Origin of the sequence: Phycicoccus sp. M110.8 (assembly GCF_032464895.1) — a bacterium.
GTDB lineage: Bacteria > Actinomycetota > Actinomycetes > Actinomycetales > Dermatophilaceae > Pedococcus.
This window is the reverse complement of record NZ_JAWDIC010000001.1, coordinates 23,779-38,966: the sequence shown is the minus strand read 5'-3', so window position 1 is coordinate 38,966 and position 15,188 is coordinate 23,779. Positions and strand designations below refer to the sequence as shown.

The 15,188-nt window shown below is 74.1% G+C and carries 14 protein-coding genes; 12 read left to right on the top strand and 2 right to left on the bottom strand.

What is annotated here, in order from left to right; translation table 11 throughout:
* Genes RKE38_RS00190 through RKE38_RS00155 form a run of 8 tightly spaced genes read left to right on the top strand, consistent with a single transcriptional unit; the run spans position 1 to position 7,343 of the window.
* The gene (locus tag RKE38_RS00190; protein WP_316005450.1) at positions 1-1,404 is read left to right on the top strand and encodes an MFS transporter; all 1,404 of its coding nucleotides are present in this window, start codon (positions 1-3) and stop codon (positions 1,402-1,404) included.
* 44 nt (positions 1,405-1,448) lie between these two features.
* Entirely contained in the window at positions 1,449-2,780 is a 1,332-nt protein-coding gene (gene hisD / locus RKE38_RS00185) for a histidinol dehydrogenase (RefSeq protein WP_316005449.1), read from the top strand.
* Positions 2,777-3,913, top strand: a complete 1,137-nt coding sequence (locus RKE38_RS00180; RefSeq protein ID WP_316005448.1) for a histidinol-phosphate transaminase — start codon at positions 2,777-2,779, stop codon at positions 3,911-3,913. Before hisD ends, RKE38_RS00180 begins: the two co-directional genes overlap by 4 nt.
* Entirely contained in the window at positions 3,910-4,524 is a 615-nt protein-coding gene (gene hisB / locus RKE38_RS00175; RefSeq protein WP_310157844.1) for an imidazoleglycerol-phosphate dehydratase HisB, read from the top strand. The genes RKE38_RS00180 and hisB overlap by 4 nt, the downstream gene beginning before the upstream one ends.
* On the top strand, positions 4,521-5,144 hold the full coding sequence (locus RKE38_RS00170; RefSeq protein ID WP_316005447.1) for a hypothetical protein: 624 nt from the start codon (positions 4,521-4,523) through the stop codon (positions 5,142-5,144). The genes hisB and RKE38_RS00170 overlap by 4 nt, the downstream gene beginning before the upstream one ends.
* Positions 5,144-5,782, top strand: a complete 639-nt coding sequence (gene hisH, locus RKE38_RS00165; protein WP_316005446.1) for an imidazole glycerol phosphate synthase subunit HisH — start codon at positions 5,144-5,146, stop codon at positions 5,780-5,782. The genes RKE38_RS00170 and hisH overlap by 1 nt, the downstream gene beginning before the upstream one ends.
* A 59-nt stretch (positions 5,783-5,841) precedes the next feature.
* Positions 5,842-6,579: a bifunctional 1-(5-phosphoribosyl)-5-((5-phosphoribosylamino)methylideneamino)imidazole-4-carboxamide isomerase/phosphoribosylanthranilate isomerase PriA gene (gene priA / locus RKE38_RS00160; RefSeq protein WP_316005445.1), complete on the top strand. Its 738-nt coding sequence runs from the start codon at positions 5,842-5,844 to the stop codon at positions 6,577-6,579.
* The gene (locus tag RKE38_RS00155) at positions 6,576-7,343 is read left to right on the top strand and encodes an SseB family protein (protein WP_316005444.1); all 768 of its coding nucleotides are present in this window, start codon (positions 6,576-6,578) and stop codon (positions 7,341-7,343) included. Before priA ends, RKE38_RS00155 begins: the two co-directional genes overlap by 4 nt.
* A 15-nt stretch (positions 7,344-7,358) precedes the next feature.
* Here RKE38_RS00155 and RKE38_RS00150 read toward each other — a convergent pair whose 3' ends face one another.
* Positions 7,359-7,697, bottom strand: a complete 339-nt coding sequence (locus RKE38_RS00150) for a DUF952 domain-containing protein (protein WP_316005443.1) — start codon at positions 7,695-7,697, stop codon at positions 7,359-7,361.
* A gap of 56 nt (positions 7,698-7,753) precedes the next feature.
* The gene (locus RKE38_RS00145; protein ID WP_316005442.1) at positions 7,754-9,343 is read right to left on the bottom strand and encodes a catalase; all 1,590 of its coding nucleotides are present in this window, start codon (positions 9,341-9,343) and stop codon (positions 7,754-7,756) included.
* Positions 9,344-9,514: 171 nt separating this feature from the next.
* Between RKE38_RS00145 and RKE38_RS00140 the strand changes: the two genes are divergently transcribed.
* The 4 genes from RKE38_RS00140 (at position 9,515) to RKE38_RS00125 (ending at position 15,183) form a co-directional block, all read left to right on the top strand.
* Complete coding sequence (locus RKE38_RS00140) at positions 9,515-10,735, top strand: MFS transporter (protein ID WP_316005441.1); 1,221 nt, start codon at positions 9,515-9,517, stop codon at positions 10,733-10,735.
* 10 nt (positions 10,736-10,745) lie between these two features.
* A complete protein-coding gene (locus tag RKE38_RS00135) occupies positions 10,746-11,618 on the top strand; it encodes a GNAT family protein (RefSeq protein ID WP_316005440.1) in 873 nt (290 codons plus the stop codon).
* 137 nt (positions 11,619-11,755) lie between these two features.
* Positions 11,756-12,376, top strand: coding sequence for a carboxymuconolactone decarboxylase family protein (locus RKE38_RS00130; protein WP_316005439.1), 621 nt, complete (start codon positions 11,756-11,758; stop codon positions 12,374-12,376).
* 155 nt (positions 12,377-12,531) lie between these two features.
* Positions 12,532-15,183, top strand: coding sequence for an Ig-like domain-containing protein (locus RKE38_RS00125; RefSeq protein ID WP_316005438.1), 2,652 nt, complete (start codon positions 12,532-12,534; stop codon positions 15,181-15,183).
* Positions 15,184-15,188: the final 5 nt, after the last annotated feature.

Sequence of the window (15,188 nt, the reverse complement as noted above, 5' to 3'; positions counted from 1 at the left end):
ATGGTCAGGGGCAGGGACGGCGCTGTCGTGGTGCCCTCGTACGCCGAGGTGCTCCGGGCTCCCTCGTTCCTGCCGATCTTCGTCGCCTCCACCCTGTCCACCTGGGGCGACTACATCGCGCGCATCACGATCGCGGCCGTCGTCTTCGGCTGGACCGGGTCGGCGCTCGCGACCGCGGCAACCTTCGCCGTCTCCCTCGTCCCCACCATCCTCGGCCGCGCCCTGCTCGGGCCCTTCTGCGACCGGTTCCCGCCGCGGCTGACGCTCGTCGGCACCCACCTGGTCCGGGCCCTGGTCGTGGCCCTGCTCATGGTCACGGTGACCACGACCCAGTCGGTGCCGCTCGTCCTGGTCCTGGTCTTCGCGCTGGAGTTCGTCGGCGGCCCCGCCGCCACCGCCGGGCAGATGCTCCTGACCGACGTCTTCCCCGACCGCCGCCTGTATGCCCGCGCGTTCGGGCTCAACACCTTGGCCACCCAGATCAACCAGGCGATCGGCCTGGCCGTCGGTGGCGCCGTCGTCGGCGTGCTCGGTGACACCAAGGCGTTGCTGCTCGACCTCGCCACCTTCGTCGTCGGGGCCGCCGTCCTGGCCACCATCCGGCCGCGCACGTCCCCGGCCGCCCGCGACGACACCTCCTTCGTCCGGGACCTCGTCGCCGGCTGGCGGCAGATCCGGGGCAACCGCGTCCTCACCCGCCTGCTCGCCCTCTCCCTGGTCAGCGGGCTCGGCATCGCAGCGCCGGAGGCCGTCGCGCTCCCGTACGCCAGCGCCCACACCGGCTCCTCGGCCTGGGGCGGTCTGCTCATGGCCGCGCCCATCGTCGGCGCCGTGGCCGGGCTGCTGCTCATCGGCCGGCTGCCGGCGGAGCGCCAGTCGGGCCTCATCATGCGGCTCGCCCTGCTCATGCCGCTGCCGCTGCTCGTGACGGTGTTCGAGCCGCACCTCGGCGTCGTCTGGGTCGCCTGGTTCCTCTGCGGCGCCCTGCAGAGCTACATGCTGCCGCTGCAGGCGGCGTTCACGCTCCTGGTCCCCACCGCCATGCGCGGGCGCGTGTTCGGCCTCGCCGGCGCGCTCTCGGTCGGGGTCACCGGCCTGTGCTTCCTGGCCGCCGGGTGGGTGTCGGAGAAGACGTCGCCCGCCGCGTCGGTGGGGGTGTGCGCCGTGGTGACGTTCGGCGCGCTGGTGCTCCTCGCCGCGCGCTGGCCGCGTGAGGAGGTCGCCGGCCGCATCCACGACACCTTCGCGGGCCCGGACGACCACGAGGTGGCGCACGAGGTGGTCGACACCACCACCTCGCCCACCACGGCACCGCCGCCCCGCATCGTCCTGGCCGACCCCGAGGACGGGCCCGCAGCCGGCGCCACGGCCGAGCAGCGCAGGGGCACGGTTCCCGGGGGCTGAGACCGGCGCAGGGGCAGTCAGGGCGGCTCCGTAGAATCGTGGTCATGATGGCCACGATCGACCTGCGCGGACGCGCGCTGGGAGCCCGCGAGCTGCGGGACCTCCTGCCGCGGGCGGACTTCGACGTGGCGGCCGCCGTCGAGACGGTGCGGCCGCTGTGCGAGGACGTGCGCCATCGCGGTGCCGAGGCGCTCTACGACCTCGGCCAGCGGTTCGACGGCGTCCGGCCGCCCCGCCTGCGCGTCCCCGCCGAGGTGCTCGCGGCTGCCCTCGAGCAGCTCGACCCCCAGGTGCGCGAGGCGCTGGAGGAGGCGGTCCGCCGCACCCGACAGGTGCACGAGCGCCAGCGCCCCGCCGAGACCACCGTCGACGTCGTCGCGGGCGGTCGCGTGGAGAACCGCTGGCTGCCGGTCGACCGGGTCGGGCTGTACGTGCCGGGTGGCCGCGCGGTCTACCCGTCCAGCGTCGTCATGAACGTCGTCCCGGCGCAGGTCGCGGGGGTCGGGTCGCTGGCGGTGGCAAGCCCGCCGCAGCGCGAGAACACCGGCGTCTTCGAGGGCTACCCCCACCCGACCGTGCTCGCCGCGTGCGCGCTCCTCGGGGTCGAGGAGGTGTATGCCGTGGGCGGCGCCCAGGCGGTGGCCGCCTTCGCGTTCGGCTTCACCGACGGCGAGGACTCCTGCGAGCCGGTCAGCCTCGTCACCGGCCCCGGCAACATCTATGTCGCGGCGGCCAAGCGCTACCTCAAGGGCGTCATCGGCATCGACTCCGAGGCCGGCCCGACCGAGATCGCCGTCCTCGCCGATGACAGCGCCGACCCCGTGCACGTCGCGTCCGATCTGGTGTCGCAGGCCGAGCACGACCCGCAGGCCGCGTCGGTCCTCGTGACCCCGAGCGCCGCCCTGGCCGAGGCCGTCGTGGCCGAGGTCGAGCGTCGCGCGGCCGCCACCAAGCACTCCGGCCGCGTCACCGAGGCGCTCTCCGGGCAGCAGTCGGGTGTCGTCCTCGTCGACGACCTCGACGCGGGCCTCGCCGTCGTCAACGCCTACGGCGCCGAGCACCTCGAGCTGCAGGTCGCCGACGCGCAGGCCGCCAGCCGCCGCATCCGCAACGCGGGTGCCGTCTTCGTGGGCCCCTTCTCGCCGGTGAGCCTCGGCGACTACCTCGCCGGGTCCAACCACGTCCTGCCCACGGGCGGGTGCGCCTGCCACAGCAGCGGACTGTCCGTGACGTCGTTCCTGCGCTCGGTCCAGGTGATCTCCTACGACGAGGAGGCCCTGCGCGAGGTGGCTGACCGGGTCGTGGTGCTCGCCCAGGCCGAGGACCTGCCCGCCCACGGCGAGGCGGTCTCGGCCCGGTTCGGCGACCGGTCGTGACCGGCCTGCAGGAGCTGCTGCGCGAGGACCTGCGCGGCAGCACGCCCTACGGCGCGCCCCAGCTCGAGGTCCCGGTCCGGCTCAACACCAACGAGAGCTCCTACCCGGTGCCGCCCGAGGTGGTCGCCGAGATCACGTCCGCGGTCGCCGCAGTGGCGCCCGACCTCAACCGGTACCCCGACCGGGAGTTCACGGCGCTGCGCACCGAGCTCGCGGCATACCTGACCCGCACCACCGGCACCGCGGTGGACCCGGCGCAGGTGTGGGCCGGCAACGGTTCCAACGAGGTCCTCCAGCACGTCGTCCTCGCGTTCGGCGGACCGGGACGCACGGCGCTGGGCTTCACCCCCGCGTACTCCATGCACCCGATCATCAGCCGCTCCGTCGGCACGACGTGGGTCGACGGCCTGCGCGGGCAGGGGAGCACCCAGGCGTTCGACCTCACGGCCGAGTCGGCGGTGGAGCAGGTGGGCGCGCACGACCCGCACCTCGTCTTCCTCTGCTCGCCCAACAACCCCACCGGCACGGCGCTGGGGCTCGACGTGGTCGAGCGCGTGTACGACGCCGCCCAGCGTGCGGTGGTCGTCGTCGACGAGGCGTATGCCGAGTTCGCCCGGCCGGGGACGCCGAGCGCCCTCGGGCTGCTCGAGGGCCGGCCGCGGCTGGTCGTGACGCGCACGATGAGCAAGGCCTTCGCGTTCGCCGGCGGCCGGCTGGGCTACCTCGCCGCGGACCCGGCGTTCGTCGACGCGCTGCGCCTGGTGCGTCTGCCGTACCACCTGTCCTCGCCGACCCAGGCGGTCGCGCTGGCGGCCCTGCACCACGCCGACACCATGCTGGCGACGGTGGAGGCGATCAAGCACGAGCGCGACCGGATGGTCGAGGGCCTGACCGGACTGGGGCTCGAGCCGGTGCCGAGCGACGCGAACTTCGTGCTCTTCGGCGGCCTCGCCGACGCCCGCGCGACGTGGCAGGCGCTGCTCGACCGGGGTGTGCTGGTCCGGGACGTGGGCATCCCGCACTATCTTCGTGTCACGGCCGGGACCCCGGCCGAGACCGACGCGTTCCTCGCCGCGATGGCGCAGGTCGTCGGTCAGGACGGTTTCGGGACGGACGACGGGAGCACGCGGTGACCGCAGGGGACCGCACGGCGGCACTGAGCAGGACGACCTCGGAGTCCAGCGTCGAGCTCGAGCTCAACCTCGACGGCACGGGCCAGGCGGACGTCGACACCGGCGTCCGCTTCTACGACCACATGCTGGCCTCGCTGGCCAAGCACTCCCTGCTCGACCTGCGGGTCAAGGCGACCGGCGACGTCGACGTCGACGTGCACCACACGGTCGAGGACGTCGCGATCGTGCTCGGCGACGCCCTGCGCGAGGCGCTGGGCGACAAGAGCGGGATCGCGCGCTTCGGTGACGCCACCGTGCCGCTCGACGAGGCGCTGTGCCAGGCCGTCGTCGACGTGGCGGGGCGGCCGTACGTCGTCCACACCGGCGAGCCCGAGGGGCAGCAGTACGCCCTCATCGGCGGCCACTTCACCGGCTCGATGACCCGCCACGTCTGGGAGTCGTTCGCCGGCCGGGCAGGGATCGCCCTGCACGTTCGGGTGCTCTCCGGCCGCGACCCGCACCACATCGTGGAGGCGCAGTTCAAGGCCGTGGCGAGGGCGCTGCGGGCCGCCGTGGCGCGCGACCCCCGCGTGGTCGGCGTCCCCAGCGCGAAGGGCAGCCTCTCCACGTGAACGAGCGGTGGCAGCCGGCGCAGGAGATGCGCGGGCTGCTCCTGGTGCGGGCCGAGCCGCCCGCCGTGACGAGGTGGGTGCGCGGGGGTCTCGTGGCCTGCCAGCTCGTCCCGCTGACGTCGTGGACCGCTGTCGTCCCCGTGGAGCCCGCGTCCCGGGCGCAGGCGCCGTACGACGGTGCCGCCTCGGTCCTCGTGGGCCGTCCGCTGCCGCGGCGCCTGCGTCCCGCCCTCGGCTTCGTCGTGGCCGACCACCGCGCCGCGGTGGTCGTCCGCGCCCGAGGGCTGCGCGACTCGCCCCGCTGGCTGCTCTGGGAGCCCGGCCGTGGTCCGGTGCGGACCCGCGAGCTCCAGCAGGCGGGGCCGCGGGAGCTCGCGGCAGCCGCCGGGCACCCGGCCGCGGCCCGGCAGGTCGCCGCCGTCGTGCGCGACCGCTCGGGGGACGCCCAGCGCCTGCTCACCGACCTGCTGACCGTGCTCGGCCTGCCCGGGGCGGACCTCATCGGCCCGCACGTCGGCCTGCGCGGGCAGGTCGTCGCACCCACGGCCCAGGCGGTCGCCCGGTTCGAGCGCCGGATGGCCGAGATCGCCCGCCACCACAGGGAACTGGAGGACAGCTGATGGCCCGAGTGGTCGTCTTCGACTACGGCAGCGGCAACGTCCGCTCCGCCGTCCGCGCGCTGGAGCACGTCGGCGCGCAGGTGGAGCTGACGGGGGACCGCACCCTGGCCCAGGAGGCCGACGGCCTGCTCGTGCCCGGGGTGGGGAACTTCCACGCGTGCATGGCCGGGCTGCGTGCCGCGGACGGACCCCGCGTCATCGAGACCCGGCTGTCCGGCGGCCGCCCGGTCCTCGGGGTGTGCGTGGGCATGCAGGTCCTCTTCGAGGGGTCCGACGAACCCGGCGGCTCGGTCGCGGACGGCATGGGTGAGTGGCCCGGGCGGGTCGAGCGGCTGAAGGCCGACGTGGTCCCGCACATGGGCTGGTCGACGGTCGAGCCCGGCGCCGGGTCGCGGCTGTTCGCCGGGATCGAGGGCGAGCGGTTCTACTTCGTCCACTCCTACGCGGTGCAGGACTGGGTGATGCCCGACCCGCACGGGCCCATGGCCGTGATGACGCCGACCGTGACGTGGGCCGAGCACGGTGGGCGGTTCGTCGCCGCCGTCGAGAACGGCCCGCTGTCGGCGACGCAGTTCCACCCCGAGAAGTCCGGTGACGCCGGCCTGGCGCTGCTGGAGAACTGGGTGCGCTCGCTGTGACACCACCCGACCGCGCCGACACCGACACCGACACCGATCCCCGAGGAGAGAGCCTTCCCATGAGCCAGACCCCCCGTCTCGAGCTGCTGCCCGCCGTCGACGTGCAGGGTGGCCGAGCCGTCCAGCTCGTGCAGGGCGTCGCCGGCAGCGGGGGCGAGTTCGGCGACCCGTGGGAGGCGGCCCTCGCCTGGCAGGAGCAGGGGGCCGAGTGGCTGCACCTGGTCGACCTCGACGCCGCCTTCGGCCGGGGCTCCAACCGCGAGCTGCTGGCCGACATCGTCGGCCGGCTCGACATCAAGGTCGAGATGAGCGGCGGCATCCGTGACGCCGCGTCGCTGGAGGCGGCTCTGGCGAGCGGCTGCCGCCGGGTCAACCTGGGCACCGCCGCCCTGGAGGACCCCGAGTGGACGGCGGCGGCGATCGCCGAGCACGGTGACCGCGTCGCGGTGGGCCTCGACGTCCGCGGCACGACGCTCGCGGCGCGGGGCTGGACCAAGGACGGCGGCGACCTGTGGGAGACGCTGGCCCGGCTCGACGCCGAGGGCTGCGCCCGCTACGTCGTCACCGACGTCAACAAGGACGGGATGCTCAAGGGTCCCAACCTCGACCTGCTCCGCGACGTCTGCGCCCGCACGGAGCGCCCGGTCGTGGCATCCGGGGGAGTGTCCACGCTCGAGGACGTCGCGGCGATCCGCGAGCTGGTGCCGCTCGGCGTCGAGGGCGCCATCGTCGGCTCCGCGCTGTACCGGGGCGCGTTCACGCTGCCCGACGCCCTCGACGTGGCGGGGCGCCCGTGACCGGGCCGGCGGACCACGCGGACGGCGGTCCCGCGGACCTCGGCGGCGGGCGTGCCGACTCGGCCGGCATCCCGTTCGGCGGCCGCGAGCTGACCGGGACGGGCTTCGACGGCGACACCGGATCCGCGGACCCGGCGCTGGCGGCTGCCCTGCGGCACCCCGGCGACGAGGCCGCCCTCGTGTCGGCGGTCGCCGCGGCGCGGCTGCTGGTGCCGGTGGTCGCCGAGCCCGCCGAGGTCGACGACTCCGGCGCCTTGGCGGTCGAGAAGCAGACCGACATGGCTGCCGTCACGCTCGTCGCGCCGGACGGCACCCGCGCGCTGCCGGTCTTCACGTCGATGGCCTCGCTGGCGGCCTGGGACGCCGCCGCGCGGCCCGTCCCGGTCACGGCGGCACGGGCGGCGCAGGCCGCCGTGTCCGAGCGCTGCGACGTCATGGTCGTCGACGTGGCCGGTCCCAGCACCGTGGCCCTGCGCCCGTCGATGGTGTGGGCGCTCGCCCAGCAGCGCGACTGGGTGCCGGCCCACGAGGACGACGTCGTCGCCCGCGCGGTCGCGGCGGCGGTCCGCGAGCAGCCCGACGTGCTCGCCCACGAGCTGTCCGCCGGCGACCCCGGTCAGGGTGTCCTGCGCGTCTCGCTCGAGCTCAGCCCGGGCCTGACCGCCGAGCAGGTGCAGGCAGTGGCGACGGCCGTGGGGGAGCGCCTGGCCACCGACGGCGAGGTCCGCGCCCGGATCGACGGGCTCGCGTTCTCGATCCGCTGACGCCCGGCGGGGGAGTCAGTCCCGAGCGTCGTGGGGCGGCATCAGCTCGGTGACGCCGACGACGGCCGACACCGGGAGCGGCCGGTACAGGTGGGGGAACGTCTCGCCGGTCTGCGGGTTGCCGACCTCGAGCACCGGCGGCTCCGCCAGCAGCGACTCGTCGACCTCGAGCAGCAGCAGCGGGGTCGTGACGTCGGCGTAGAACGACCGCCGCACGACCGGCCACTGCTCCGCGGACGAGCAGTGGATGAACCCCTCGTCCTCGAAGGTCCGGCCGCGGGTGGACGCGGTGTAGACACCCGTCTCCTGCGCCCGCTCCCAGTGCTCTGGCTCGGCCAGGTGGTAGATCGTCACCGGGCGAGCGTATGCCGCGTGCCCCGGCACCGGGGCACGCGGCATACCGGCTCTCGCTAGCTGCCCGCCTGCGTGCGGGACTCGACCACCGGCTCGTGCAGGTCCTTGGCGTCGTCCGCCTCGCCGCCGGGGTTGGTGCCGCCGTGGCCGGCCCGCACCGCCTCCTCGATCTGCTTGCCGGTGTCGGCGTCGACGTTCTTCCAGTACTCGATCGCCCGATCGAGCACGGGGCTGCGCACCCCGCCGAGCAGGTGCCCGGCGACGGTCTTCACGAACTGCTCGCGCTGGGCGTCGTCCCACACCTCGCGCACCAGCGTGCCGGCCTGGCCGAAGTCGTCGTCGTCCTCGCGGAGCGTGTACGCCTGGCGCACCATCGCGCCGTCGGACTCCCAGCTCTCCTCGGCCTCGCCGACCTGGTCGGCGTAGCCGCGCCCCTCGCTGTTGGGCGCGTAGACGGGCTGGTCGCCGTGGTGGTCGTAGGCCATCGGCCCGTCCTGGACGTAGGTGTTGAGCTCGGCCACCGCCTTGGGCCGGTTCACCGGGAGCTGGTGGTAGTTCGGGCCGATGCGGTACCGGTGCGTGTCGGCATACGCGAACGCCCGCCCGAGCAGCATCTTGTCGGGCGAGAAGCCGATGCCCGGCACGAGCGCCGACGGCTCGAAGGCCGCCTGCTCGACCTCGGCGAAGAAGTTCTCCGGGTTCCGGTTCAGGGTCATCGTGCCGACCTTGATGAGCGGGTAGTCCGAGTGCGGCCAGACCTTGGTGAGGTCGAACGGGTTGAGGTGGTACGTCTTCGCGTCCTCGTACGGCATCACCTGGACCGACAGGGTCCAGCTCGGGAACTCACCCCGCTCGATCGCCTCGTAGAGGTCGCGGCGGTGGAAGTCGGCGTCCTGCCCGGCGACCACGGCCGCCTCGTCGCCGGTCAGGCCCTGCACGCCCTGGTCGCTGTGGAAGTGGTACTTGACCCACGACTTCTCGCCGGCCGCGTTGACCCACATGTAGGTGTGCGACCCGTAGCCGTTCATGTGGCGGAACGAGCGCGGGATGCCGCGGTCGCCCATGAGGTAGGTGACCTGGTGCGCCGACTCGGGGTTGAGGCTCCAGAAGTCCCACTGCATGTGGTTGTCCCGCAGGCCCGAGCCGCCGCGGCGCTTCTGGCTGCGGATGAAGTGCGGGAACTTCATGGTGTCGCGGATGAAGAAGACCGGGGTGTTGTTGCCGACGAGGTCGTAGTTGCCCTCGGGCGTGTAGAACTTCAGCGCGAACCCGCGCGGGTCGCGCCAGGTGTCGGGCGAGCCCTGCTCGCCGGCGACGGTGGAGAAGCGGGCCAGCATCTCGACGGTGCTGCCCTGCTGGAACAGCGCCGCCTTGGTGTATGCCGAGACGTCCTCGGTGCACTCGAACGTCCCGAAGGCGCCCGACCCCTTGGCGTGGACGTTGCGCTCGGGGATGCGTTCGCGGTTGAAGTGCGCCATCTGGTTGAGGAAGTGCACGTCGTGCAGGACGATCGGGCCGTCCGGGCCGATGGTGAGGCTGTTGCGGTCGCTGGGCGCCGGGGCGCCGGTGTCGGTGGTCGAGCCGAGCCGCGCCTCCTCGCTGGGGGCGGTCGGGATCGACTCCCGGCGGGTCTGCTGGTCCGTCATGGCTGCTCCTTCGTTTGTCGTGGGGTGCGTCTGTCGTCGTCCGTCTGGGCACGAGCAGCGTCTCCACCCTCCCTCCGCCCGGGAGGGGGCGCATCCGGGGCGGCGCGGCACGTCCGTGTCAGGAGTGAAATCGCGTTGATCGGTGTCGGTGGCGGCTGGGACAGTGGGGTGGTGCTCACCCGCTACCGCCGAGTCCTGGTCGTCCCCGCCCTGCGCCGGGCGCTGGTCCTCGGGTTCCTGGTGCGGATGCCGATCTTCGCCGGAGGCGTCGTCATCACCCTGCACGTCGTGAGCCACCTGCACCGGTCGTACGGCGCAGCCGGGCTGGTGTCGGCGGCGGCCACCGTGGCGATCGCGATCAGCGGTCCGTGGCGTGGCCGGCTGCTCGACCGGCACGGGCTGCGTCGCGTGGTCGTCCCGTCGATCGTCGTCGCCGCGGTGTGCTGGTCGGTGGCGCCCTTCGTGGGCTACTGGCTGCTCATGGCGCTGGCGGCGCTGGCCGGTCTGTTCGTCATCCCGTCGTTCTCGATCATCCGGCAGGCCATCATCGCCGCCGTGCCGGAGGACGACCGGCGCACGGCGATCTCGCTCGACTCCGTGGCCGTGGAGCTGTCGTTCATGATCGGCCCGGCGGCCGGGGTGTGGGCCGCCACCGTGTGGTCCACCGACTGGGTGCTGTTCGCCATCGAGATGCTGGGCGTGGCTGCGGGCGTGCTGCTGTGGTTCGCAGACCCCGTGCTGCGCGAGGCGCCCGACGAGGACGAGGTCGACGGGGCCGCGCCGGCGCCCGTCACGCGGGGACAGTGGTTCCGCCCGGCCTTCGTCGTCGTGTGCCTCGGCGCCGCTGCCACGACGTTCGTGCTCGGTGGCACCGACATCGGGATCGTCGCGGCGCTGCGCGACTTCGACGCCCAGTCCTCGATCGGCTGGGTGCTGGCCCTGTGGGGCTTCGGCTCGCTGCTCGGCGGCCTCGTCTACGGCGGACTGCACCGGTCGGTCTCCGCCTTCTGGCTGCTGGGCGCCCTGGCGCTCGTCACCGCACCCATGGCCTTCGGCGGCGGCCCGGTGTCGCTGGGGGTGCTCGGCTTCGTCGCCGGCCTCTTCTGCGCGCCGACGATCACCGCCACCGTCGACCAGGTCAGCCGCGTCGTGCCGTCGGCCGCACGGGGCGAGGCCATGGGGTGGCACGGCTCGTTCATGACCGCCGGCATGGCGCTCGGCGCGCCGGTGGCGGGGTTCGCCATCGACCACCGCGGGTGGTCCACCGGCTTCGTCGCCGTGGCCGTGGTCGGGGCCGTCGTGGCGGTCGTCGGCGGCATCGGGACCTCGGCCCGGGCACGGGAGCGCCGGGCCCGGGCGGTCGTCCCGCACGAGGTCCCGGCCGGGCGATAGCCTCCCGCCCGTGCCGACCCGACCCGACACTGCCGGCGCCCGTCCCGACGGGCCCGCCGCGGCGACCGCCACCCCCGACGCGGGCCCTGGCTCCGGCCACCCCACCGAGGGCTCCGGCCACCCCACCGAGGGCTCCGGCCACACCAACGAGTTCGGCCACACCAACGAGTTCGGGCAGCCGGTCGGGCGGCCGGTTCCCGGCTGGGTCCCGCGTCCCCCGGTGGAGCCCGTGACGCTCACGGGCCGCACCTGCCGCCTCGAGCCGGCGGCGCGCCACACCGAGGGGCTGCACCGGGCCCTGGACCTGCAGAGCCACCCCTCCACCTGGGCGTACTACCCGCAGGGGCCGCTCTCGGACGAGCCGGCCATGGCCGCGTGGGTGGCCTCGCTCGACGCGTCGCCGACCTCGGTCCCGCTGGCGGTGCTCGACGCGGACGGGACAGCCCGCGGCATCGCCAGCTACCTGCGGATCGACCCCGCGAACGGCTCGGTCGAGGTCGGGGGCATCGTGCTGTCCGACGCCCTGCAGCGCACCACCGCTGCCACCGAGGCGATGTACCTCATGATGCGCCACGCCTTCGACGACCTCGGGTACCGCCGGTACGAGTGGAAGTGCGACTCCACGAACGCGCCGTCACGCCGGGCCGCGGGGCGGCTGGGCTTCTCCTACGAGGGCACCTTCCGCAACGCCGTCGTCTACCGCGGCCGCAACCGCGACACGGACTGGTACTCGATCACCGGCGAGGAGTGGCCGGCGCTGCGGGCCGAGCTCGGGCGCTGGCTCGACGCCGGCAACTTCGACGCCGACGGCAGGCAGCGCACGCGGCTCGACACGGCCTCGGCCCTCGGCCACGAGCCGGTGCGGGCCCCGCAGGACCGCTGAGGCCGACCCCCGGACGTCGCCGGTGAGCACCGGTGAGCGCCCGAGAGCGTCGGGGGGCGGCCCGGCGCTGCCTCCGTCGTAGGGCCGAGCCCCGGCGGCGGGACGACGGGCATGCTTGCTCGCGGAGGTGGACCGCCATGTCCTTCATCGACCCAGCGGCGGCGGGGGAGTCTGACCCGCGGGTGGCCGCGATGTATGCCGACGAGCGTGCCTCGTGGGGGTACCTGCCCAACTACGCGGAGCTGTTCAGCCACGAGCCGGCGGTGATGGGCGCCTGGCGCCAGCTGGTCGGCTCGATCCGGCGGAACCTCGACCGCCGCCGGTTCGAGCTGGTGACGCTGGCGGCCGCGCAGGCCCGCGGGTCGAGCTACTGCTCCCTGGCCCACGGCAAGTTCCTCGCCGACCTGTTCCACACGCCGGACGAGGTCGCGGGGCTCGCGGGCGCCCCGGACGAGCCGGTTCCCGTCGACGAGGTCGACACGGCTCTCATGGAGCTCGCCCGGCACCTCGCCCGCGACCCGTCGACCGTGGACCGGTCCGAGGTGCTCCGGCTGCAGGACCTCGGCCTGGACGACCGCGAGATCTTCCTGGTCGTGGCGGCCGTGGCGGCCCGGTGCTTCTTCGCCACGGTCCTCGACGGGCTGGGCGCCGAGCCGGACGAGCAGTTGGGCGCCCTGCCGCAGCCGATGCAGTCCGCCCTCACAGTCGGGCGCCCGGTCGCCGCACCCCCGTCGGGAGGAGCCGCGCCACAGGACTGACGCGGCGGGTCCGAGGCCCGAGGCGGCGCGAACGCGCAGGTTGGAGCTCATCCTTCGGATGGAGTTGCGGGCGGATGCGTTGACTTACCGTGCGATGTCGGGAGACACGTCCGTCCCCAACTCGTTGCCTCCAGGCCCGTCGACTGAGGTCCACCATGGCGCGTCCGACCCGTCCCCGTCCCCGACTCCTCGTCGCTGCCACGGCTACCGCGTCCCTCGCCGCGGCGCTGGTGACCCTGACGCCGGGCCCCGGTGTCGCAGCGCCCGCCGGCACCGTCCACCTCCCGGACCTGCAGACCATCATCCCGACCGATGCCTTCAGCGTCGTCACCACGACGACCGGCAAGGAGTTCCGGTACACCCACCTCGTCTACGACGCCGGTCCCGGGCCGCTCGAGGTCCAGCCGACCTACGTCCAGTCCACCGGCGGGTACCGGGGGACCCAGGAGGTCTTCACGCACGACGCCAACGGCACCTGGAGCCAGGTCGGGCAGTACCGCGTCCCGGACGTCTTCGTGTACCACGCCGAGCACGGCCACTTCCACTTCCCGCTGGCCAGCTTCGGCCTCTACCGGGTGTCGGCAACCGGAGGTGTCGGTGCCGCCGTGGCCCTGTCCCCGAAGGTGGGGTTCTGCATCGACGACTCGTACATCTACAGCTCCACGGTCGAGCACTCGGGCACGTTCGTCGGCACCCGCAGCAGCTGCACGGACCCCAGCGGCCTGCGTGGCCTGTCCGTCGGCGGGGCGGACGAGTACGACTACCGCGACCCGGGCCAGGCCATCCCCATCGACGGGGTCCCGGACGGCACGTACTGGTTCAAGGCGGTCACCGACCCGAACAACGACTTCGTCGAGGCTGACGAGGCCAACAACGAGACCGACGTCAAGGTCACGATCCAGGGCTCGACGGTGACGGCGGGCGAGGTGCGGCACCCGGACACGACGCCACCACCGGTGTCCCTCGCCGCCCCGACCGAGGGCGCGACCGTGCGTGGCCAGGTGGTGCTGCGTGCCACCACGCCGCTCACCACGCCGGCGAAGGTCGAGTTCGTCGTCGACGGCACCGTGGTCGGACCGGCGGTCGCCGGCAGCACCGGCTGGACCTACACGTGGAACTCGGCGTCGGTCGTCGACGGGTCGCACTGGGTCGCGGCGCGGGTCACCGACACGCTCGGACGCGTCGGCACCAGCCCCGTGGCCGCAGTGGACGTCTCGAACGTGGCACCGCCGCCGTCCAGCCTCCCGCTGGCCGTCGCCGGCACGGCATACAGCGACGGCGCCGGGGCCCGCACCGCGACGCTCACCGGCCTCAAGGGCGGCAACCTCGCGCTGGCCCTCGTCGCCTCCGACGGGCCGGCCGGCGACCCCGAGACGACCACGGTCAGTGGCAGCGGCCTGACCTGGTACCTCGTGCGCCGGGCCAACACCTCCGCAGGGGTCGCCGAGGTCTGGAAGGCCGTGGTCCCCTCGGCCACGACGTCGGTGTCGGCCACCGCCACACCAGCGGGCGGGGCGTACCACGCGTCCCTCACCCTCCTGGCCTTCGACGGCTCGGCCGGCGTCGGGACCGGGGTCGCCCGCAGCGCCACGACCGGCGCGGCGACGGCCTCCCTGACGACGACGCGGGCCGGGTCGTGGCTCTTCGGGGTCGGGAACGACTGGGACGGGGCGGTCGGGCGCACGCTGGCCACGAGCCAGACCATGCGCCACCAGTGGGTGGACACCTCGGTCGGCAACACCTTCTGGTCGCAGTCCACCAGCGCGCCGACGTCCGCGAGCGGGACCTCGGTGACCCTCGGCACGACGGCACCCACCAACGACCAGTGGAACCTCGCCGCCGTCGAGGTGCTCGCCTCCACCACGTCTCCGCCGCCGGCCGACACCACCAGGCCCACGGTGTCGGTGACCGACCCGGCGGCCGGGTCCACGATCAGCGGCGCCACGGTCCTGGCGGCCACCGCAGCCGACAACGTCGCCGTCGCGTCGGTGACCTTCCTGGTGGACGGGGTCGCGGTCGGGGCCGCGGACACGGCTGCCCCCTTCATGACGACCTGGGACAGCACGAAGGCGTCCTCCGGCAGCCACACCGTCACGGCGCGTGCCGTCGACACGTCCGGCAACACGGCGACGTCCGGCCCGGTGACCGTGACCGTCGACAACACGGCCCCGCCGCCCCAGCTGGTGGCCGTGGACGGCCGCAGCAGCGTGCAGGGCACCGGCACACTGACCGCGACGGGGCTGACCACGGCGAGCGCGGGCGACACCCTCGTCGCGTTCGTCGGCCTCGACGGCCCAGCCGGCGCCGGCCAGCAGAGCGCGACGGTGTCCGGCGCAGGTCTGGTGTGGACCCTGGTGAAGCGCGCCAACACCCAGTCCGGCGACGCGGAGGTCTGGACCGCCCACCCGACCGGCACGCTGTCGGCGGCGTCGGTGAGCGCCACCCCGGCGCGGGGCGGGTACGCGGGCGCGCTCACGGTCCTTGCGTTCAAGGGCGCCGCCGGCACGGGTGTGGCCGGGGCTGCCGGTGCACCGTCCGGCGCACCCTCCATCTACCTGCCGGGGGTCGCGCGCGGGTCCTGGGTCTTCGCCGTGGGCAACGACTGGGACAACGCGGTCGCCCGCACCCCCGTGTCGGGACAGGTCCTCCAGCACCAGGACGTGGTGACGAGCGTCGGTGACACCTTCTGGGTGCAGTCCCCGAGCGCACCCGCGGCCGGCCTCTCCCTCGTCACCGTCGCCGACAGCGCACCCACCGGCGACCAGTGGAACTACGCGGCGGTGGAGGTGCGGGCAGCGGCCGGCTGAGCAGC

Bases quoted from the DNA above. Each gene is read 5' to 3' on its own strand.
- RKE38_RS00190 (WP_316005450.1), top strand. From the start codon at position 1: ATGGTCAGGGGCAGGGACGGCGCTGTCGTGGTGCCCTCGTACGCCGAG.
- hisD (WP_316005449.1), top strand. From the start codon at position 1,449: ATGATGGCCACGATCGACCTGCGCGGACGCGCGCTGGGAGCCCGCGAG.
- hisH (WP_316005446.1), top strand. From the start codon at position 5,144: ATGGCCCGAGTGGTCGTCTTCGACTACGGCAGCGGCAACGTCCGCTCC.
- priA (WP_316005445.1), top strand. From the start codon at position 5,842: ATGAGCCAGACCCCCCGTCTCGAGCTGCTGCCCGCCGTCGACGTGCAG.
- RKE38_RS00145 (WP_316005442.1), bottom strand. From the start codon at position 9,343: ATGACGGACCAGCAGACCCGCCGGGAGTCGATCCCGACCGCCCCCAGC.
- RKE38_RS00130 (WP_316005439.1), top strand. From the start codon at position 11,756: ATGTCCTTCATCGACCCAGCGGCGGCGGGGGAGTCTGACCCGCGGGTG.
- RKE38_RS00125 (WP_316005438.1), top strand. From the start codon at position 12,532: ATGGCGCGTCCGACCCGTCCCCGTCCCCGACTCCTCGTCGCTGCCACG.